This window comes from Amycolatopsis thermoflava N1165, assembly GCF_000473265.1.
Classification (GTDB): domain Bacteria; phylum Actinomycetota; class Actinomycetes; order Mycobacteriales; family Pseudonocardiaceae; genus Amycolatopsis_E; species Amycolatopsis_E thermoflava.
The window spans coordinates 6,634,153-6,654,183 of record NZ_KI421511.1 but is presented as its reverse complement, the minus strand read 5'-3'; the positions used below and the strand labels follow the sequence as shown (position 1 = coordinate 6,654,183).

Sequence of the window (20,031 nt, the reverse complement as noted above, 5' to 3'; positions counted from 1 at the left end):
TCTACTTGTTGATCTCGGTCTCGGGGTGCACGTACGGCACGGTCTCGAGGGGGAACGTCACGTTCCCGAACGGCGACAGCGCGCCCTGGCGGTCCGCCGAGAGCTCGGTGACCGGGTGCTCGCCGTCCGGCAGATGCGGCCAGGTGGGGTCGATACGACCGCTCTTCTTGTCCTTGTCGCCCTTCGCCACTTCATCCTCCAGTGCTCGGCACCTACGGTCCCCAGTTTGCCTCACAGCCGCCCGAACACGATGGTCAGGGCGGGTATCCTCGATGTGATGCCCGCGACCTCCCTTGCGGACTGGCTGCGGTCCGCGTCCGACGACGAGCTGGGCGCGCTCCTGCAGGCCAGGCGCGACCTGGCGACCCCGCCACCGTCCGACAGCACAGTGCTGGCCACCCGCGCCGGCACGGCCGGATCGGTCGCCAGGGCGATGGAGGACCTGGACACGTTCACCCTCTCCGTGCTCGATGCGCTGCTGGTCGCCGACGCGGACACCGAAGCCGTCCCGCTGGCCGCGATCACCGAGCTGGTCGGCGCGGACGTCCGGCCGGCCGTCGACCGGCTGCGGTCGCGGGTGCTGGCCTGGGGCGACGACGACGCGGTCCGCGTCGTCCCCGCCGCGCGCGAGCTGGCCGGGCCGTTCCCGGCCGGGCTCGGCGCGTCCGCACCCGGGCTGGACGTCGAGGCCGCGCTCGCCGAGGTCGGTGACGACGAACGCGGGCTGCTCGGCGCCCTCGCCGCCGGCCCGCCCATCGGGCGTACCCGGGACGCGGCGGCCGAACCGTCGCTGGCCGCGGAGGCGAAGCCGGTGCAGAAGCTGCTCGCCCGCGGACTGCTGCTGCGCCGCGACGACGAGACGGTCGAATTGCCCCGCGAGGTGGCGATCGCCCTGCGCGGCGGCCGGATCTGCTCGCCGAAGGCGCTGCGCGAGCCGGAGCTGCCGACGAGCCCGCACCAGCAGTCCACAGTGGACGAGGCGGCCGCCGGGGAGGCGATGGAGTTCCTGCGGCAGACCGAATCGCTGCTGACGCAGTGGTCGGAGCAGCCGCCGCCGGTGCTGAAGTCCGGCGGTCTCGGGGTGCGGGAGCTGCGGAAGCTGGCGCGCGAACTGGACACCGACGACGCCCGCGCCACGCTGCTCGCCGAGCTGGCGGCGGCGGCCGGGCTGGTCGCGGACAGCCAGAGCACCAGCCCGGAGTGGGTGCCGACGACACTGGCGGACTCGTGGCTGGCGTCCGAGCCGGCGCAGCGGTGGGTCATCCTCGCCGAGGCGTGGCTGGACCTGCCGCGGCTGCCTGCGCTGGCCGGTCAGCGCGACGCCAAGGACAAGCCGATCGTGCCGCTGTCCGACGAGCTGCGGCGGCCGCTGGCGCCGTCGGTGCGGCGGCGGGTGCTGGGCACGCTGGCCGAGCTGCCGCGTGGCGCGGGTGTGCACGGCGCGGACGACCTGGTCGAGCTGCTCGCGTGGCGGGCGCCGCGGCGTGGCGGGCGGCTGCGGGACGAGACGGTGCGGTGGACGTTCGCCGAGGCGTCCGCGCTGGGCGTGATCGCGCTCGGGGCGCTGACGACGGCGGGCGGCGCGCTGCTGGCCGGTGATCGCGCGGGCGCGCTGAACGCGGTGTACGACGCGATGCCGAAGCCGATCGGGTACGTGCTGGTGCAGGCCGATCTGACGGTGGTCGCGCCGGGGCCGCTGGAGATGGACCTGGCGACGGAGATCGCCGCGGTGGCCGATGTGGAGTCCGCCGGGCACGCGACGGTCTACCGGATCACGGAGGCGTCGGTGCGGCGGGCGCTGGACACCGGTCGAACCGCCGACGAGCTGCACGAGCTGTTCCGGAAGCGGTCGGCCACCGAGGTGCCGCAGTCGCTGACGTACTTGATCGACGACGTGGCGCGGCGGCACGGCAGGCTGCGCGGCGGGGCGGCCGGGTCGTTCCTGCGGTGTGACGACGAGGTGCTGCTCGCGGAGGTGATGGGCAACTCCGTGTCGGGCGAGTACGAGCTGCGCCGGATCGCGCCGACGGTGCTGGTCAGCCCGTACCCGCTGGCCGAGGTGCTGGACGGGCTGCGGGCCGCTGGTTTCGCGCCGGCGGCCGAGGGACCGGACGGGCGGGTGGTGGACCTGCGCCCGTCCGGCAGGAGGATCCCGGCGCGCCCCCGCACGGCGCGGCGGGTGGTGCCCGAGCCGACCGGGCTGACCGGCGAGCAGGCCGCGTCGGTGGTCGCGCACATCCGGGCGGGCGACCGAGCCGCGGCGAGCCGCAAGGGCGCGGCGGTGCGCCTCCCGGGCGGCGGCGGAGGCTCCGACACCTCGGCGACGATGGCCCTGCTGGCGCGGGCGCACCGCGAGCAGCGGGAGGTCTGGATCGGCTTCGTGGACGCCCACGGAACGGCCAGCCAGCGGATCGTGACGCCGACCCACGTGGGCGGCGGGGTGCTGATCGGCCGCGATGATGAGCGGTACCCCCTGCACCGCATCACTTCGGCCGCGCTGGTGGACGACTGATCCTGTTGGGGTTTGGGGTTCGGCTGGGCCGGGGACCGGTTTTGGCTGGGTTGCGTGGGTTGGCCTGGGTTGCACGGGTTGGCTGGCTTGAGCGAGTTGGCTGGGTCGAGTGGTTGGCTGGCTTGAGTGAGTTGGCTGGTTTGAGTCGGCGTTTTGGCTGGGGTGCGTGGGTTGGCTGGCTTGAGTGAGTTGGCTGGGTCGAGTGGTTGGCTGGTTTGAGTCGGCGTTTTGGCTGGCTTGAGTGGCTTGGCCGGCGGCCGTTGGGCGGTTTGCGGTCGTACGGGCACGAGGTGTCCAGTCGCCGCTTGACGAGGTGCCCAGTCGTTGCTCTGTCAGCTGCACGCCCGCAGCTCCACGAGGTGCCCAGCCGCAGCTCGACGAACTGCCCGATCGTCGCTCCGCGAGGCGCCCAAATCCTGGCTCCACGAACTGTCCAGTCACAGCTCCACGAGGTGCCCTGTGGTGGCTTCACTAAGCGCCCAGCCGCAGCTCCACGAACTGCCCAATCGTCGCTCCACGAACTGCCCAGCCGCACCTCGGCTAACTGCCCAGTCGTAGCGCCACGACGTGCGCAGCCGCGGCTCTGCGAGGTGCACAATCGTGGCTCCACGAACTGGTCAGCCGTGGCTCCACGAAGTGCCCGTTCCACGAAGTGCCCAGCCGCAGCTCCGCAAAGTGCCCAGTCGTCGGTTCGCGAGGGGGCCACTCGCAGCAGCGGCACGAACTGACCAACGGTCGCCGCACCGACTGCCCAGCCGCGGGTTATGAAATGCCCACTCGCGGCATCACGATCTGCCCAACGGCGGGCCTCCCGTTCTGCCCAGCGGCGAGACTCCCGATCTGCCCCTGCAGCGCGCACGAAGGGCATCTCGTACCGGTACGAGATGCCCAATCATGATCATGCGACAGGCCCAGCCGTGCCGCCACGAGTAGCCACCTCACCCGGTGGGGCCGACGGCGCCCGGGTACGAATGCCCAACCATGGTTGCGCGACAGGCCCAGTCGTGCCCGCACGAGTAGTCGGCTCGCGGGGTGGAGCGGACCACGCTCGGGCTTAGAGGCGTCGCAGGCCCTGGAGCACCCGGTCCATGAACTCGCGCGAGGAGCGGTCCCCAAAGGACAGTCCGGACTGGTGGATCAGCACCATCCCGGCCGCGTCCAGGTCGCTGACCAGCACCTTCACCACGTTGAGCGGCAGGTCGAGGTACGCGGCGATCTCCGCGATCGAGCGGGCCTCCGAGCACAGCGCGCAGATCCGCCGGTGCTGAACCCCCGTCACGGCCTGCGGCACGCGCCCCCGGTCGGTGGTCGAGACCAGCGCCTCGAGGGCCAGCTCGTAGTCCGGCCTGGTGCGGCCTCCGGTGCGGGCGTACGGGCGCATCATCATCCGCGTCCGGACCGACGGCTCGGAGCCCCTCGTCTGCGCGGGCGGCACCCCTACCGCGCGGGCGCTCGCAGCAGTCCGAACGCCGACAGCGGCGCCCGCGCCGGTCGTCCAGCCCGGCTCCAGTCCAGTTCGTGCGGCGGCGTCCAGATCGGCGCCGGAGGGCCAGCCGCCACCGGTCTCGGGACCAGGCTGCCAACCGCCGCCCGCCTCCCGACCAGCCTGCCAACCGGCACCGGCCTCGGAACCGGGGGGCCAGCCGCCAGCCGCGGGACCAGCCTGCCAGCCGCCGCCAGCCTCCGGACCGGCCTGCCAGCCAGCACCAGCACCAGCACCAGCCTGCCAGCCGCCGCCGGCCTCCAGACCTGCGTCCCGCGCGCCACCGGCATCAAGGCCCGCATCGGAACCGGCGTGCCGGCCACCAGCGTCGAGCCCCCCGCGCCGGCCAGCGTCAAGACCCGCGTGCCGACCACCAGCCTCAGGACCCCCGTGCCGGCCAGCCTCAGGACCCCCGTGCCGGCCAGCCTCAACACCCGTGTGCCGACCGGCCTCAAAACCCGCGCCCCGACCAGCCTCGACACCCCCATGCCTACCGGCGCCCGCCCCGCTTCGCGTAGCGGCTCCAGCCAAGCCAGAACCGGCCCCGTAATCAGCATCGGCGGCGGTCGGCCAGCCGGCGGACGTCCGGGAAGCGGCTCGCCCGACGCCGGGCGTCTGCCGCACCGGCGTGCGCACCGGCAGCACCACCGGCTTCTTCGTCAGCACGAACCGCGCCGGTGAGTCGATTCCCTCGCGGTCGGTGCCCTGGTGCAGCCGGTCCCACGCATCCACCGCGGGGCGGCCCGCCCCCTTCGAAAGTCCCCGCATCAGCGCACGCCACCCTGGAGCTGGTTGCGCAGCTCCGGCGTCATCTGCATCCCGACGCGGTCGACCAGCAACGTCATCTCGTACGCCACGGTCCCGATGTCGGAATTGGGCGCGGCCAGCACGGCCAGGCTCGACCCGTCGCTGATCCCCATCAGGAACAGGTACCCGCGCTCCATCTCGACCACGGTCTGGTTCACGTAACCAGCTTCGAAGCACCGCGCGGCACCGGAGGTCAGACTCACCAGCCCGGAGGCGACCGCGGCCAGCTGGTCGGCCCGGTCCTTCGGCAAGCCCTGCGACCCGGCCAGCAACAGACCGTCGGCGGAGACGACCACGGCGTGCGCCGCGCCCGGGACCCGTCGCACGAAGTCGGTGATCAGCCAGCCGAAGCCGAAGCCGCTCGACTGCTGTGCCGATGCCGTCATGTGCCTCCTCACCGGTCGAGCCTGTTCTGCGATTATTCCGACAGGGTATTGCCGAACCAGGCCCTGGTGGCCTGCCGCCCGGGGTGATCTCACATCGATTCACCCTTCCGGCGGCACGGTTACCCGATCACCCCGGTTGTAACGCGCGGTCCCGGTTGATCGCGTGCTCCACGACCGTGATCAGCACCTGCTTGGCCGACTCCTTTTCCCGCGCGTCGCAGGCGATGATCGGCACCGACTCGGAGATCGTCAGCGCGTGGCGGACGTCCTCGATCTGGTGGTGCAGCAGCCGGTCGAAGCAGTTGATCGCCACGATGTAGGGCAGCTTCCGGTTCTCGAAGAAGTCGATCGAGGGGAACGCGTCCGCCAGCCGCCGGGTGTCGACCAGCACGACCGCGCCGATCGCGCCGACCGCGAGGTCGTCCCACATGAACCAGAACCGGTGCTGCCCCGGGGTGCCGAAGACGTACAGCACGAGGTCGTCGCCGAGCGAGAGGCGACCGAAGTCCATCGCGACCGTCGTCGTCGCCTTGTTGGGCGTGGCGGTCGTGTCGTCCACCGACACGCTGGCCTCGGTCATCACCGCCTCGGTGGTCAGCGGATCGATCTCCGAGACCGCGCCGACCAGGGTCGTCTTGCCCGCACCGAAGCCGCCGGCGACCACGATCTTGGCCGACTGCGTCGGTCCCGTCGCGGCCGACGTGTTCGCGTCGGAGTCAAATTCTCCGAAGCCCACTGAGCACCCTCTCCATGAACTCGATACTGGGACGATCGCCGACGACCGACGTCGTGGAATGGACCAGGACCAGGCCGAGATCGACAGCGTCGCCGATCAGCACCCGCGCGACCCCCAGCGGCATGCGCAGGTACGCCGCCACCTCGGCCACGGAGCGCGTGTCCAGGCACAGTCCGCAGATGGACCGGTGCTCGGGCACCCGCACCCGGTCGAGCATCCGTCCCCGCTCGCTGGTCGAGACGAGTGCTTCGATCGCCAGATCGTAGCTGGGACGTGTCCGCCCGCGCGTGCGGAAGTACGGCCGGACCAGACCGGAGGTCTCCTCCGCCGCCACCGGCGCGGGCACCGGCGGGAAGCTCGGGTGGCTCTCCGCGGCCGGGTTGGGCCGCAGCTCGCCCGCCGGGGCCAGCGGCCCGCCCGAGTCACCGAACAGGTCCGCCGCCGGCCCGGACAGCAACCGGTCGCCGCTGAACTCCGGGTATTCGGTCGCCCCGTAGCCCGGTGGCTCGGGGTCGCTCAGGGTACTGGACCGCTTTTCGCCCGCGGCGGCCCGGCGCAGGCGCCAGGCGCGGTCGACCTTGGCCCGGAACGTGCTCCAGTCCTCGGTCCGCGCCGCCTGCGCCTCGTCCGGCCAGGCGGTTTCGGCGTCGTCGTCCAGCCGTCCCGAGCCCACGCCCGTCGGCTGCCCACCGTCCACTGCAGTCCCTCTCGTGCCCGGCGCGCTCAACCGCGCGCGGCTCCCTGGAGCTGTGCCCGCATCTCTGGCGTCATCTGCTGACCGACCCGATCCACCAGAAGCGTCATTTCGTACACCACGAGGCCGATGTCGCTGTCGGGGGACCCCAGAACCGCGAGGCAGGACCCGTCCGAAACCGACATGAGGAACAGGAAGCCGTTGGCCATCTCGACCACCGTCTGCGCCACGGGCCCGCCCTCGAACACCTTCGACGCGCCCCGTGCCAGGCTGGTCAGCCCCGACGCCACCGCGGCCAGCTGGTCCGCGCGGTCCTTCGGCAGCCCCCGGGACGCGGCGAGCAGCAGCCCGTCCGCCGACACCACGACGGCGTGCGCCGCACCGGGCACCCGGTGCACGAAGTCCGTGATCAGCCACGCGAAGCCGTTCCGCGGCGCCTGCGGCGTGGAGCCTCCCGGCTGCAGCGATCCCGCCCGTGTCACTCCTCACTCCTCACTGCCTCGTCCGGCGGGGTGGTTCCCCCGCCACTCACCGGATCTCCCTGGTCATAGGGGCCCGGCGTGTTCTCCTGCAGCGCGTGCCGGCCACTCACGTAGCCGCGCTGGAAGCTCGCCATGCGTTCCCGCGCCGCCTCGGCGGAGCGGGCGAGCGCGCCCTGCCCCGGCCTGCCGACGGTCGTGTCGGTGAAGGCGTCGGTCTCGCCCGCCGGGATCGAACCGGGGACGAGGTGCGCGTTCGGCACCCTCTTCGGCAGCCCGGCCGGAGTGATCTCCTCCTCCCGCGACTCGAGCAGGGATTGCGCCGCGCGCCAGCCCTCATCGGACACACTGTGCCAAAGATCGGCGCTTTTGTCGTCGGCCTCGGGGGCTTCCTCGGCCGCCGCGGGGAGTTCCTCCTCGAGGTCGCCGCTCACCGAGGCGGGATCCTCCCCCTCCGCACTGAACCACCTCGACACAACCGACTGGTAGATCGGCAGCCGCTTGGTCGGCACGTCGTCGTCGAAGATGCTCTCGTTCGACGGCGGTTCCTCGGCAGGCTGCTCGGTGACCGGCACGTACTGCGGCTCGCGCTTGGGCAGCGCCAGCGAACCGAAGTGGTTCGGCTGCTCCTCGGGCTGCGGCGGGGTGGAGCCGTTCGGCCGCGGCTCCTCGGCGCGCGGCTTGCCCCGGCTCAGGTAGGCCGCGTCGGTCGAGCCGGCGACCAGGTCGTCGAGGCTGATCGGCTGGTCGAGGGGCCGCAGCACCCCGGTCTCGGCCTCCTGGGCCTGGGCCTGCTCGCGGCGCGACAGGTTCGACGGCGTGCGCTGGGCCGGGACCGGCGGCAGGTTCGGCGAGGACGTCTCCGCCGGCCGCGGCATCGGCTCCCGCGCGACGGGGCCGAGCAGGTCCGGCGGCACGACGATGCGGGCGATCACGCCGCCGTCGATGTCCTCGTTCTCCCGCAGGCGCACCTCGATGCCCTGCCGCTGGGCCAGTCGCGCGACCACGTACAGGCCCATCCGCCGGGTCACCGACACGTCCAGGTCCGGCGGGTCGGCGAGGCGCCGATTGGCCTCGGCGATCTGCTCGGGCGACATGCCGACACCGCGGTCGGTGATCTGGATGGCGAGCGCCTTCTTGCGCGTGACCACGGCCCGCACGCTGACCTTCGTCTCCGGCTCGGAGAAGTAGGTGGCGTTGTCCAGCAGCTCGGCGAGCAGGTGCACGAGGTCGTGCACGGACGGGCCGCGCACCGCGACCTCGGGGATCGCGCCCACGTCGACCCGCGCGTACTGCTCGATCTCGGACACCGCCGCGCCGATCACGTCCGCGGCGGAGACCGGTTTGGGCATCGACTTGCTCAGGCCCGCGCCGGAGAGCACCAGCAGGCTCTCGCCGTTGCGGCGCAGCCGGGTCGCCAGGTGGTCCAGCTCGAACAGGCTCGCGAGGTGGTCGGGGTCCTGCTCGTCGGCCTCCAGCAGGTCGATCACCGCGAGCTGGCGCTCCACCAGGCGCTGCGACCGGCGCGAGAGGTTGACGAAGATGCCGTTGACGTTGTCCCGGAGCAGGGCCTGCTCGGCGGCGAGGCGGACGGCCTGGCCGTGCACCACGTCGAAGGACCTGGCGACCTGCCCGATCTCCTCGGTGGTGTGGACCGGCACCGGCTCGATCGCCTTCGCCGCGGCCGCGGCGGGGTCGGCCTCGCGCATGATCCGCTCCACCGCGTCGGGCAGGTGCACCTCGGCGACCTGCAGCGCGGTCGAGCGCAGTGTGCGCAGCGGCCGGATCAGCGAACGCGCCACGACGTACATCAGCGTGAGCACCAGCAGGAGCCCGGCGAGGATGATCGCGACCGTGATCAGCAGGTTCTGCTGCTGCGCGCTGATCAGCCCGTCGGTGTAGGTCTTGGCGTCGTCGAGCAGCCGGTTCTGGACCTGGCTGATCAGGTCGAGCGTCTGCGACGAGGACTGCGCGACCGCGCCCGGGTCGATGGCCAGCGCGAGCGGCGGGTTCGCCTGTGCGCGCAGCAACGCCAGCTGCTGCAGGGTGAACCGCTGCGAGACCTGCGGGCCGGACAGGGTGGTCGAGTAATCCAGCTGGGCCTGCGGGGTGGCCACGGCGTTGAACCGGTCGATCGCGGCGACCAGGTTCGACTGCGCGGTGGTGAGGTTCTTCAGCTCGGCCGGGTCGAACCTGCCGCGGATCGCGGCGCTGCGCAGGTAGGAGTTCTGCTGCGCGGAGAACTCCTTGGCGTCGGCGAGGAAGCCGAGCGCCTCGTGCCGGTCCTGCAGGCCCTGGTCGGTGATGTCGGCGTCGAACTCGTCGGCGATCAGCTGCAGCGCATCGATGACCCCGGTGTAGCCGGCCTGCGCGGCGAGGCTCGGGAAGTCCGTGGCGCCAGCCGAGGAGCGCAGCTGGCTCAGGCCGTCGAGCCGGGCGAGGCCCTGCTGGTAGCGCGCGGACGTGGCGTCGTCGCTGATCGCGGCGACCTCGCTGACCGCGCCGCGCACGGTGTCGGCCGCGTTCTCCGCGGTGCTGATGGCGTCGTCGAGCTCGGCCCGGTCGGCCGGGCGCCCGGAGGCGATCCAGGCCGACATCGCGTCCCGCTCACGCTGCAGCGCGTCGACCTCGGCAGCGACCTTCTGGCTGAGTTCGATGCGTTGTTCGGCGTGCTGGTAGACGGTCATCGTGTCGAAGCTGTCGTACACGCGCAGGCCGGCCAGGGACAGCGCGGCGGCGGTCGGCACGGCCACCACCGCGGCGATCTTGGCGTTGACGCGCCAGTTCGCGAGACCGCGGACCCGACGGCTGCCGTCACCACCGGTCGATGCTCCGATCGCGTTGTCCTGCGCACCGACGTCGTTACTCTGTGCGACAGGCGACTCCGCCGGGGACACTGCCTTGCGACCGCGCTCCCCGCTCGTGGGCTGGGGCACCGAGGACTTCCTTCCCGGTTCGAGCTGTCCAGTTTCCGCGTTTCCGCACTCGGGTTCCACGCCATGAGAACCAGGACGTGAATGGTTAACACGGGGCCACCCGATTGGGGGTAGAGGCTATCGGCTGCCGGGATGAAAGGGAAGCCGGGCAGATGGCTCTCACCACGAACTTTAGCGGTCACCCCGGTGACGAATTCTCACCAACTGTCTCAGGAACAGAACGACTGCACGTCACGCTGCGTGCAGTCGCACGGCCCTTGTCCAGTGTTATCTATCTCACTATCCGGAAGGTGGGACCGGCCTGTGACAAGTTGTCGGGAAATGTCCCACAGCGACCCCCGGAACCTCACAGGGTCTTGACGCGACCGTTGGAGCTGCACGATCCTGCGCCTTACCTCGTGATCTACTGCCACCCGTTCGGGTACCCCTTGCGTCACCGAGAGTAGATAGGGGCGACAGGCTCCACTTCCAGGAGGGATCCGGCCACACCATGACGGCTTCGACACGGCGACGGCGCCTCGCGGTCCTGCTCACGGCGGTCGCGCTCGGCGCGGTGACCGCGTGCACCTCGAGCGGGGGCGCGGTACCGGACAGCGGCGGGAGCGCGAACCAGGAGCAGAGCCTCCTCGACCGGGCGCCGGTGGCGTCCGACGCGGACCTCGCGACCAGCCCGACGGCGCAGGCGATCAAGCAGCGCGGGCAGATCCTCATCGGCAGCCAGCTGGACACGCCGCTGCTGTCCCAGCAGAACCCGACGACCGGCCAGACCGAGGGGTTCGACGCGATCCTCGGCCGGTTGCTGGCGAAGTACATCCTGGGCCAGCCGAACGTCAAGATCGTCAATTCCACGTCGCAGATCCGCGAGGCGTTGCTGCAGAACAACACCGTCGACGTGGTTCTGCACACCTATTCGATCACGCCGGCCCGCGCGGAGAAGGTGTCCTTCGCCGGGCCGTATTTCGTGTCCGGGCCCGCGATCATGGCGCGCAAGGGCGATACGAGCGTCACCAAGCCCCAGGACCTCAAGGGCAAGCGGGTGCTGGCGGTGACGAACTCGACCGGTTCGGCCATGGTCCAGCAGTACGAGCCGGCGCAGGTGATCACGCTGAGCACGAACTCGGAGTGCGTGACGGCGCTGGAGCAGGGGCGCGGCGACGCGTACGTGAACGACCTGACGCAGCTGGCCGGGAACGCGCAGACGAACGACAAGGTGCAGATCGTCAGCGGGACCTTCGGGCAGGACCCGTACGGCATCGGCATCCACCACGGCGACGAGACGTTCAAGCGGTTCGTCAACACCTGGCTGGAGAAGATCCAGGCCGCGGGGCTGTGGCAGGAGGCGTACAAGCAGACGCTGGGGACGGTCATCCCGGGTGACGCGCCTGTTCCGCCCAAGACGGGTTCCGTCCCGGGCTCGTGACCGGGTGGGGCGATCACCTCGGGGAATTCGCCGAGGGCGCGCTGAACACGGTGCTGCTCACCGTGTTCAGCGCCGTGGGCGCGGTGGTGCTCGCGGTGGTCATCACCGCATTCCGGATTTGCCCGGTCCGCCCGCTGCGGGCTTTCGGCACGGGGTACGTCGAGTTGTTCCAGAACATTCCGCTCGCGGTGTGGCTGGTGCTGTTCGTATTCGGCCTGCCCACGGTGGGAATCCGATTCGAACTGTTCACGACGGCCATCCTCGCGACCGCGTTGTACATGGCTTCGTATTACGCGGAAACACTGCGGGCCGGCGTGAACGGAGTGGAGAGGGGCCAAGCCGAGGCGGCGCGTGCGCTGGGGCTCGGCTTCGGACAGTCACTGTCGGCGGTGGTGCTGCCGCAGGCGCTGCGCACGATCATCCAGCCGCTCGGGAACGTCACCATCCAGCTGCTGATGAACACCGCCCTCGCCGCGGCGGTCGGAGTGGTCGAACTGACGGAGGCGACGAACCGGGTCAACCTGGCGCTGGCGGAGCCGCTGCCGCTGTACATCGGCGCGGGGGTCTGCTACGCCGTGCTGGCGCTGGTGATCTCCACGGGGGCCGGGGTGCTGGACCGGAAGCTGGCGATCCCTCGGTGAGCGGGGTGACGATGGGCGCGGTGGCACGGGGACCCGAGGTGGGCGCGCCGGGCGGGGTCATTTCCAGGAAACCGCGCCAAATTTGGTGGAACTTCAGCGCGCACGACTGGCCCACCGACCACCGCGAAGCTGTCTCCCGGTCGCAGCACCAATGGCCAGACCGCCGCGCCATGACTGGCCCAACCGACGCGCGACCGACCCAGCCGCGCCCAGCCGGCCCGCCCAGTCGCCGCCGCCGCGCCAGCCAGCCGCCCACTCGCACCCGCCGCCACACCGGCCAGCCCGCCCAGTCGCACCCGCCGCCGCGCCAGCCAGCCAGCCAGCCGCACCCGCCGCCGCGCCAGCCAGCCAGCCCAGCTGGCGCAGCCACCACAGCACCCACTCAACCTCACCCACCGCTGTACCACCCGCCCAACCGCGCTGCCCGAGGGGCCAATCGCGGCGGCACGACCTACCCACTCACCCCCTGGCGCATGAACCGTCCAACCAACGCCCCACGAGAGGGCCAACTGTGCTGAACCAGGCAGGCCAGCGATGACCTCGGTGCTCTTCGACGATCCCGGTCCGCGCGCCCGGCGGCGCATCCGCATCGCCACCGTGGTCGCGGTCCTGGCCGGTCTCGTGCTCGTCGCGCTGGCGGTGCGGCAGTTCGCGATCAACGGGGAGCTCTCGGCGGGGCGCTGGGCGCCCTACGGCTCCTGGCCCATGTGGCGTTACCTCCTCGGCGGCCTCGGCGGCACGGCCCTCGCCGCGGTGCTGGCCATCGCCATCGCGATGGCGGCCGGGCTCGTGCTCGCCTTCGGGCGCATCTCCCGGCACGCCGCGGTCCGCGCGCCGGCCCGGGCGTACGTCGAGGTCGTCCGGGTCGTCCCGCTGCTCCTGCTGATCTACTTCGCGATGTTCGCGCTGCCCCGGTACGGCCTGGACCTGGCGCTGCTCTGGAAACTCGTCCTGCCGATCGCGGTGTCCCGCGCGGCCCAGTTCGCCGAGATCTTCCGCAGCGGCTTCCGCTCCCTCGAAGCCGGCCAGGGCGAGGCTGCGGCCGCGCTCGGGATGCGGCCGTCCCAGTCGATGCGGTACGTGATCTTCCCGCAGGCCATCCGCCGCGTGGTGCCCGCGCTCATCAGCCAAGCCGCCGGCGTCGTCAAGGACACCTCGCTCGGGATCGTCGTCAGCTACGCCGAACTCCTGCAGAGCGGCAAGGTCCTCGCCGGCTACAACCGGCTCCTGATCCAGACCTACCTGATCATCGCGCTGCTCTACTTCGCGATCAACTACGCCCTGTCCCGCCTGGCCCGCGCGATCGACGCCCGGCAGCGGCTCGCCGGGATCGAACCCGTCAGTTCTCCGGGCCCCGCGCGTCGCGGGCTCGGGCGAACCCGTTCTGCAGCCGCGACATCCGGTGCCGAACCTCGTCGGGATCGAGTGAGAGCGTAGGCGGGTCGAACGAGTCGGGCCGCCGCCGCACCTGCTGTGGGAAGTCCGGCGCCTTCCCGTCGACCTCGTCGCCATCCGCCGACGGCCACTGCGGCTCGGCCGCCTGCCCGTTCGCCGCGGCGTCACGGCGAACCGGCCAGTGCTCGCCCGTCGTGAACCACCGCGACAGCACCGCCTGGTACGCCGGCATCCGCTCGGTCGGCTCTTCTTCCTCCGGCGGGAAAGCATCGTTGTCCGCCGTCGGCCAGTCCACCCCGTCCTCGGTTCGTCCGCGGCGCGGCTCGTCCCGCACCACCGGGATCAACTCCGTGTCGCCCGGCTCCGGCTCCGGTGCGGGCTCGGGTTCGGGCGCTGGTTCCGGCTCGGGCAGCGGGATCGGCTTGAGCGACGGCAGCGAAACCGGCACCGGCGGCGGCTCGGGAGCAGCCGGCGGCGCGGGCAGCGGCTCCGGCACCGGCGCCACGTTCTCGATCACCAGCCCGGCCGGGACGACGACAGTCGCGACCAGCCCGCCACCGTCCGCCGACCGCAACCGCACCTGGATGTCGTGGCGCTTCGCGAGCGTGGCGACGACGAACAGGCCCATCCGCCGCGACACCTCGACGTCCACCGCGGGCGGGTTCGCCAGCCGCTTGTTGGCGCGGTCGATCTCCGGCTGCGGCATGCCCGCGCCCTGGTCGGTGATGTGCACGTGCCAGGCGCCGTCCTCGGCCAGCGAGCTGACCACGGTCACCGTCTTGTCCGACGGCGAGTAGAGGGTCGCGTTCTCCAGCAGCTCGGACACGACGTGCACCAGGTCGTTGCAGGCCTCGCCGCGGATCGCGATCTCCGGCATCGCGGTCAGCTCGATCCGCTGGTAGTGCTCCACCTCGGACAACGCCGCGCCGATGATCTCCTCGGCGGCCACCGGTTCGGCCTTCTCGTCACCGAAGTCGTGCCCGGACAGGACGAGCAGGTTCTCGCTGTTGCGGCGCATCCGCGTGGCGAGGTGGTCGAGTTCGAACAGGCCGCCGAGCGTCTCCGGGTCCTGCTCGTCGGCCTCCATCCGGTCCAGCACGGCCAGCTGGCGTTCGACCAGATCCTGGCTGCGCTTGGACAGGTTCACGAACATCGCGTTGATGTTCTCCCGCAGCAGCGCCTGCTCACCGGCCAGCCGCACCGCCTGCCCGTGCACGGCGTCGAACGCGCGGGCGACCTGGCCGACCTCCTCACGCGTGAACACCGGCACCGGCGCCACGCCGCGGTGGGCGGTCATGAAGTCCGGATGCGGGTCGGCGAGGATCTCGTCCACCGCCGCGGGCAACCGGTGCTCGGCGACGTCGAACGCGTTGTTGCGCAGGATCCGCAGCGGCCGCAGCAGCGATCGCCCGATGACCACGGCGAGCACCGCGCACAGCAGCAGCACCCCGAAGACCACCGCCGCGTTGACGATCGCCGAGCGACGCGCGTCGGTGGCGAGCGCGTCGCACCGCTGCTGCGTCTGCACCTGCAGCGTCTGCTGGAACTGGTAGGCGAGGTCGATGGTCCCGGTGATCGCCTGGTCCCACTGGCGGGAGTCGAGGCCGGACAGGCTCTGCCCGTTCTCCGTCCTGGTGATGGCCAACTCGAAGAGCGTGTTCGCCGACTGCACCGCCGGTCCGGCGACGGTCTGTTCGTAGGAGCGCTGCTCGGCGGCGGTGGCGAACTTGCGGTAATCGTTCTGCGCGGCGGCGAGCTGGGCGTCCGCGCCGAGGAGCTTCCGCAGCCGGTCGTCGGAGACCTCGCCCTCCGCGAACGCCTGCCCGAGCACCGCGCGCTTGACCGACATCTGGTCCTTCACACGGGCGAGCGCGTTCGCGGCCAGCCGCAGCCGCGCGACCTCGGCGTCCGCGATCTCGGCGACGGCCTGGTCCGACAGGTCGAGGACACCCGAGATGAGGTCGCTGTAGGAGGTCAGGATCGAATCCGCCGACGAGTTCGAGAACTCGCCCGAATAACGCAGTCCCGGCAGCGCGTCGAGCCGGGACTGGGCCTCTTTCAGACCCGCGGCGCTGGCCGGCGAGAGCCGCGACTGCTGTGCGGCGAGCTCGCGCGCGAACGCACCGGCCGCCTGGTCCACGCGGGCGCGCTGGTCCCGCACGTCGCTGAGCCCGTTCCGTCGCTGCCCGGCGACGTAGCGCACGGTGACGTCCCGCTCGCGCTGCAGTTCGTTCACCACCGCGTTGACACCCGCGTCCACACGGGCGTGCGCGGCGAGCTCGGCCAACTGTTCCGCGTGCGCCAGGTCGGAGCGCACGTGGAGAGTGATGAGCGCCAGCACGGTCAGCATCGGGATGAGCAGGACGGCGATCAGCTTCGTGCGCAGCCGCCAGTTCCGCAGCCGCCACCGGCTGCCTGCACGGTTGTCCGGCCGCCGGTCCAGCGCCTCACCGCTCTCGGGACGCTTGTGCCGCCGGGCCACCTGACTTCCTTCTCTAGCCGTTCTGCCGGACTCGGATCGGCACCGGCTGGGTCACCAACCCCGGAGAGGGTAGCGACCCCGGACACACACGCCCCGCCCGCGCTACTCGTGAAGAGGTCCGCCGGGCGATCGTATTGGCCCGGGAGCGCGGCTTCCACCCACCAGCCGAAATCTTTCGCTGGGCAAGACGTCCGACACTCCCCGTGTCGTTCCCCGCTGTGGCCTTCGCCACGATCTACCGCGCTCCGAGCCTGCCGAACCCGCCGTCGAGCAGCCTGAACGCCTCGTCCGCATCCGCCCTGGCCTGTGGAAACACCTCGTCGGCCGACCGGCCGGACGCAATCGCCCGGTGGTTCTCGCGCGCCAGGGCCCACAGCACCGAGACGATCGCCGCCGCGGCCACCCGCGCCTCGCCGGGCCCCACCCCGGCAGTGTCCGCCAGCGCCCCTGCCAAGGCCTCCTCCGCCGTCTGGTTGAACTCGAGCATCCGCGCGAGCAGCGCCTGCGTGGCGAAGATCATCCGGTACAGCGCGAGGATCTCCGGGGCGTCGTTGAGCCCGGTGATCGGGTCCCGCCGCTCGAGCCCGTCGAAGAAGTGGCTCCGGAGCGCCTCCAGCGGCGTCCGGTCGCCCGGACGTTCCCGGACCACCCGGGCACTTTCCGTCTCGTGGTCGGCGAAGCGGTGGACGACCAGCGACTCCTTCGTCGGGAAGTAGGCGAACAGGGTGCGCCGCGAAACCTCCGCCACGTCGGCGATCTGCGCGATGGACACCTGGTCGAACCCGTGCTCGAGGAACAGGCGGATCGCGGCGTTGGAGATCGCCTCGCGGGTGCGCTGCTTCTTCCGCTCGCGAAGTCCGGCCGGCTCGGTCATCGCCCCAGACTACCAACTCCTTTCACTCGGTAGTAATTTGCACTTAGTCTACTTTTGCACTCAGGAGGAGTCGTGGGCATCGACGTCGTCATCGCCGGAGCCGGACCGACCGGCCTTACCCTCGCTCACGAACTCGCGCTGGCGGGAGTCCGGACCGTGGTCGTCGAACCGCTGACCGAGCGCGTCGAACAGACCAAGGGCGGCACGATCCAGCCCCGGACCGCCGAACTGCTCGAACAGCGCAGCCTGCTCGACGCCATGCAGGACCGGGCCCACGAACGCGAACCGGTGGGCGGTCACTTCGCCACCCTGCCCGTGCCGCTCGACTACTCGTCCTGGCCGACGCGGCACCCCTTCCCCCTTTCCATCCGCCAGGACCTCGTGGAAGAGTTCCTGGAACAAGCCGCCCTCGCCCGCGGCGCGGAACTGCGGCGAGGACAGCCGGTCACCGGCGTTACGCAGGACGCCGATAGCGTCACGGTCACGATCGGCGATGACGCGCTTCCCGCCCGCTACCTCGTCGCCTGCGACGGCGCGCACAGCCCTGTCCGCAAGCTGCTCGGCCTACCCTTCCCCGGCCGGCCCGGCACCTTCCAGGCCGTGTTGGCCGAGATCCGGCTCGCCTCGGCGTCCGCGCTCGTGCCCCGGCGCGCCGGTCACATCAGCGCCCTGACCCGGCACGCCGGCGGCTACTGGTCGATGCTCGTGCCGGTCGGCGGCGACCGCTACCGCTTCACCTTCGGCCGCGAAGACCAGTCCAGCGCCCAGGGCCCGGTGACGGACGACGAGATCACCGACGCCCTCACCGCGGTCTACGGCCGGGACACCGAGCTGGCAAGCGTCCTCACCGCGTCCCGGTGGAGCGACGCGACCCGGCAGCTGGAGCGGTACCGGCACGGCCGGATCCTGTTCGCGGGGGATGCGGCGCACATCCATCCGCCACTCGGCGGCCAGGGCCTGAACCTCGGCGTGCAGGACGCCGTCAACCTCGGCTGGAAGCTGGCGGCCACCGTGCACGGCTGGGCCCCGGACGACCTGCTGGACACCTACCAGGAGGAACGGCATCCCGCGGTGGCCCGCGTGCTCCACCACACCTCGGCCCAGCGCGTGCTCGCCGTGCCGAACCCGTCCGATGACGTCGCCGCGCTGCGCGACGTCTTCACCGACCTCCTGCGACTGCCCGACACGAACCACTACCTGGCCGGGATGATGTCCGGTTTGGACGCAGCGGGGCGGGTGCCCGACGCCGACCTGCGCACCGGCGACGGAAGGACCCGCCTGTCGGCGCTCCTGCGCTCGGGCCGCGGCCTGCTGCTCGACCTCACCGGCGGCCACCCACTGCCGCCGGGCTGGTCCGATCGCGTCGACCGGGTCCGGGCCGAACCGGACCACCAGCTCACCGAGCCCGCCCTGCTGATCCGGCCGGACGGCCGCTGCTGCTGGACCCCGGACGGCGGGCCCCTGGACGCCGCGCTGACCCGCTGGTTCGGCGCTCCCGCCGATGACCAGCACGGCTCGACCTCCGGCAACGCCGTATAAAGGAAGACGTGACCGATGGCCCGTTGATCGTCCAATCCGACAAGACCGTGCTGCTCGAAGTCGACCACCCGATGGCCGACGACGCCCGGATCGCGATCGCCCCGTTCGCCGAACTGGAACGGGCCCCCGAGCACGTGCACACCTACCGCGTGACACCGCTTGCGTTGTGGAACGCGCGCGCCGCCGGTCACGACGCCGAGCAGGTGGTGGACGCCCTCACCACCTACTCGCGCTTCCCGGTCCCACAGCCGTTGCTGATCGACATCGTCGACACGATGGCGCGGTTCGGGCGGCTGCAGATCACCAACAACCCCGCTCACGGCCTGGTCATGACCACGACCGACCGCGCGGTGCTGGAAGAGGTGCTGCGCAACAAGAAGATCAGCCCGATGCTGGGCACCCGGATCGACGACGACACCGTCCTGGTGCACCCGTCCGAGCGGGGCCGGCTCAAGCAGGCGCTGCTCAAGGTGGGCTGGCCCGCCGAGGACCTGGCGGGCTACGTCGACGGCGAGGCGCACCCGATGCAGCTGGCCGAGACCGGCTGGGGCCTGCGCGACTACCAGCGGCAGGCCGCGGAGGCGTTCTGGGCAGGCGGTTCCGGCGTCGTCGTGCTGCCCTGCGGCGCGGGCAAGACGCTCGTCGGCGCCGCGGCGATGGCGCGCGCGCAGGCCACCACCCTCATCCTGGTCACCAACACCGTCGCGGGACGCCAGTGGAAGCGCGAGCTGGTGGCCCGCACGTCGCTGACCGAGGACGAGATCGGCGAGTACTCCGGCGAGAAGAAGGAGATCCGCCCGGTCACCATCGCCACCTACCAGGTGATCACGCGCAAGTCCAAAGGCGAGTACAAGCACCTGGAGCTGTTCGACTCCCGGGACTGGGGCCTGATCGTCTACGACGAGGTGCACCTGCTGCCTGCGCCCGTCTTCCGGATGACCGCGGACCTGCAGTCGCGCCGCCGGCTCGGGCTGACCGCGACGCTGGTGCGCGAGGACGGCCGCGAGGGCGACGTGTTCTCGCTCATCGGCCCCAAGCGGTACGACGCGCCGTGGCGCGACATCGAGGCGCAGGGCTGGATCGCCCCGGCGGAGTGCATCGAGGTGCGGGTGACCCTCACCGACAACGAGCGCCTGCTGTACGCCACCGCCGAATCCGAGGACAAGTACAAGCTCGCGGCCACCGCCCGCACGAAGATCCCGGTCGTGAAGTCCATTCTGGACAAGCACGCGGGCGATCAGACGCTGGTGATCGGCGCGTACCTGGACCAGCTCGAGGAACTCGGCGCCGAACTGAACGCGCCGGTGATCCAGGGGTCCACGCGGAACAAGGAGCGCGAGGCGCTGTTCGACGCGTTCCGGCGCGGTGAGATCGACAAGCTCGTGGTGTCGAAGGTCGCCAACTTCTCGATCGACCTGCCGGAGGCGACGGTCGCCATCCAGGTCTCGGGCACGTTCGGTTCCCGGCAGGAGGAGGCCCAGCGGCTCGGCCGGCTGTTGCGCCCGAAGGCCGACGGCAGGCAGGCGCACTTCTACTCGGTGGTCTCGCGGGACACGCTGGACACCGAGTACGCCGCGCACCGGCAGCGCTTCCTCGCCGAACAGGGCTACGCGTACTCGATCCACGACGCGGACGCCTACCTGTAGC

15 protein-coding genes are annotated in these 20,031 nt (G+C 71.4%); 6 read left to right on the top strand and 9 right to left on the bottom strand.

The annotated features are described in order from the left end of the window. Position 1 precedes the first annotated feature (1 nt). Positions 2-190, bottom strand: a complete 189-nt coding sequence (locus AMYTH_RS0133075) for a hypothetical protein (RefSeq protein WP_017985268.1) — start codon at positions 188-190, stop codon at positions 2-4. 87 nt (positions 191-277) lie between these two features. Here AMYTH_RS0133075 and AMYTH_RS0133070 point away from each other — a divergent pair, with 87 nt between their 5' ends. After that, complete coding sequence (locus tag AMYTH_RS0133070) at positions 278-2,512, top strand: helicase-associated domain-containing protein (protein WP_027933818.1); 2,235 nt, start codon at positions 278-280, stop codon at positions 2,510-2,512. Between the two features lie 1,054 nt (positions 2,513-3,566). On the opposite strand, the gene AMYTH_RS0133065 is transcribed toward AMYTH_RS0133070, so the two are convergent. From AMYTH_RS0133065 to AMYTH_RS0133035, 6 genes are all read right to left on the bottom strand, one after another. Next, positions 3,567-3,899 carry a DUF742 domain-containing protein gene (locus AMYTH_RS0133065; RefSeq protein ID WP_017985270.1) on the bottom strand — a complete coding sequence of 111 codons (333 nt, stop codon included), beginning with the start codon at positions 3,897-3,899 and terminating at the stop codon, positions 3,567-3,569. 863 nt (positions 3,900-4,762) lie between these two features. Next, a complete protein-coding gene (locus tag AMYTH_RS0133055; RefSeq protein ID WP_027933816.1) occupies positions 4,763-5,188 on the bottom strand; it encodes a roadblock/LC7 domain-containing protein in 426 nt (141 codons plus the stop codon). Between the two features lie 127 nt (positions 5,189-5,315). Further along, positions 5,316-5,924 (bottom strand): GTP-binding protein, encoded by a 609-nt coding sequence (locus AMYTH_RS0133050; protein WP_017985272.1) that lies wholly within the window; start codon positions 5,922-5,924, stop codon positions 5,316-5,318. After that, positions 5,905-6,621, bottom strand: coding sequence for a DUF742 domain-containing protein (locus AMYTH_RS0133045; protein ID WP_027933815.1), 717 nt, complete (start codon positions 6,619-6,621; stop codon positions 5,905-5,907). The genes AMYTH_RS0133050 and AMYTH_RS0133045 overlap by 20 nt, the downstream gene beginning before the upstream one ends. Before the next feature lie 26 nt (positions 6,622-6,647). Next, on the bottom strand, positions 6,648-7,100 hold the full coding sequence (locus AMYTH_RS0133040; RefSeq protein WP_017985274.1) for a roadblock/LC7 domain-containing protein: 453 nt from the start codon (positions 7,098-7,100) through the stop codon (positions 6,648-6,650). After that, positions 7,097-9,994 carry a nitrate- and nitrite sensing domain-containing protein gene (locus AMYTH_RS0133035; protein WP_027933814.1) on the bottom strand — a complete coding sequence of 966 codons (2,898 nt, stop codon included), beginning with the start codon at positions 9,992-9,994 and terminating at the stop codon, positions 7,097-7,099. The genes AMYTH_RS0133040 and AMYTH_RS0133035 overlap by 4 nt, the downstream gene beginning before the upstream one ends. 529 nt (positions 9,995-10,523) lie before the next feature. On the opposite strand from AMYTH_RS0133035, the gene AMYTH_RS0133030 reads away from it, so the two are divergent. The 3 genes from AMYTH_RS0133030 to AMYTH_RS46200 all read left to right on the top strand — a co-directional run bounded on the left by AMYTH_RS0133030 (position 10,524) and on the right by AMYTH_RS46200 (position 13,531). After that, the gene (locus tag AMYTH_RS0133030; RefSeq protein ID WP_027933813.1) at positions 10,524-11,453 is read left to right on the top strand and encodes a glutamate ABC transporter substrate-binding protein; all 930 of its coding nucleotides are present in this window, start codon (positions 10,524-10,526) and stop codon (positions 11,451-11,453) included. After that, entirely contained in the window at positions 11,450-12,094 is a 645-nt protein-coding gene (locus AMYTH_RS0133025; RefSeq protein ID WP_027933812.1) for an amino acid ABC transporter permease, read from the top strand. The genes AMYTH_RS0133030 and AMYTH_RS0133025 overlap by 4 nt, the downstream gene beginning before the upstream one ends. A gap of 534 nt (positions 12,095-12,628) precedes the next feature. Continuing rightward, a complete protein-coding gene (locus AMYTH_RS46200; protein WP_037322870.1) occupies positions 12,629-13,531 on the top strand; it encodes an ABC transporter permease subunit in 903 nt (300 codons plus the stop codon). Here the strand turns inward: AMYTH_RS46200 and AMYTH_RS0133015 are convergent. Together AMYTH_RS0133015 and AMYTH_RS0133010 are read right to left on the bottom strand one after the other, a co-directional pair. Further along, positions 13,434-15,971: a sensor histidine kinase gene (locus AMYTH_RS0133015; protein ID WP_027933811.1), complete on the bottom strand. Its 2,538-nt coding sequence runs from the start codon at positions 15,969-15,971 to the stop codon at positions 13,434-13,436. The genes AMYTH_RS46200 and AMYTH_RS0133015 overlap by 98 nt on opposite strands. Positions 15,972-16,206: 235 nt before the next feature. Further along, complete coding sequence (locus AMYTH_RS0133010; protein ID WP_027933810.1) at positions 16,207-16,845, bottom strand: TetR/AcrR family transcriptional regulator; 639 nt, start codon at positions 16,843-16,845, stop codon at positions 16,207-16,209. Positions 16,846-16,917: 72 nt separating this feature from the next. On the opposite strand from AMYTH_RS0133010, the gene AMYTH_RS0133005 reads away from it, so the two are divergent. Beyond that, a complete protein-coding gene (locus AMYTH_RS0133005; protein WP_037322869.1) occupies positions 16,918-18,384 on the top strand; it encodes an FAD-dependent monooxygenase in 1,467 nt (488 codons plus the stop codon). Positions 18,385-18,392: 8 nt separating this feature from the next. Further along, complete coding sequence (locus AMYTH_RS0133000) at positions 18,393-20,030, top strand: DNA repair helicase XPB (protein WP_017985281.1); 1,638 nt, start codon at positions 18,393-18,395, stop codon at positions 20,028-20,030. The last annotated feature ends 1 nt before the right edge of the window (position 20,031 follow it).

What these genes read in the sequence shown, in the direction of transcription:
- AMYTH_RS0133070 (WP_027933818.1), top strand. Translation starts at nt 278, where the DNA reads ATGCCCGCGACCTCCCTTGCGGACTGGCTGCGGTCCGCGTCCGACGAC.
- AMYTH_RS0133065 (WP_017985270.1), bottom strand. Translation starts at nt 3,899, where the DNA reads ATGATGATGCGCCCGTACGCCCGCACCGGAGGCCGCACCAGGCCGGAC.
- AMYTH_RS0133055 (WP_027933816.1), bottom strand. Translation starts at nt 5,188, where the DNA reads ATGACGGCATCGGCACAGCAGTCGAGCGGCTTCGGCTTCGGCTGGCTG.
- AMYTH_RS0133030 (WP_027933813.1), top strand. Translation starts at nt 10,524, where the DNA reads ATGACGGCTTCGACACGGCGACGGCGCCTCGCGGTCCTGCTCACGGCG.
- AMYTH_RS46200 (WP_037322870.1), top strand. Translation starts at nt 12,629, where the DNA reads ATGACCTCGGTGCTCTTCGACGATCCCGGTCCGCGCGCCCGGCGGCGC.
- AMYTH_RS0133010 (WP_027933810.1), bottom strand. Translation starts at nt 16,845, where the DNA reads ATGACCGAGCCGGCCGGACTTCGCGAGCGGAAGAAGCAGCGCACCCGC.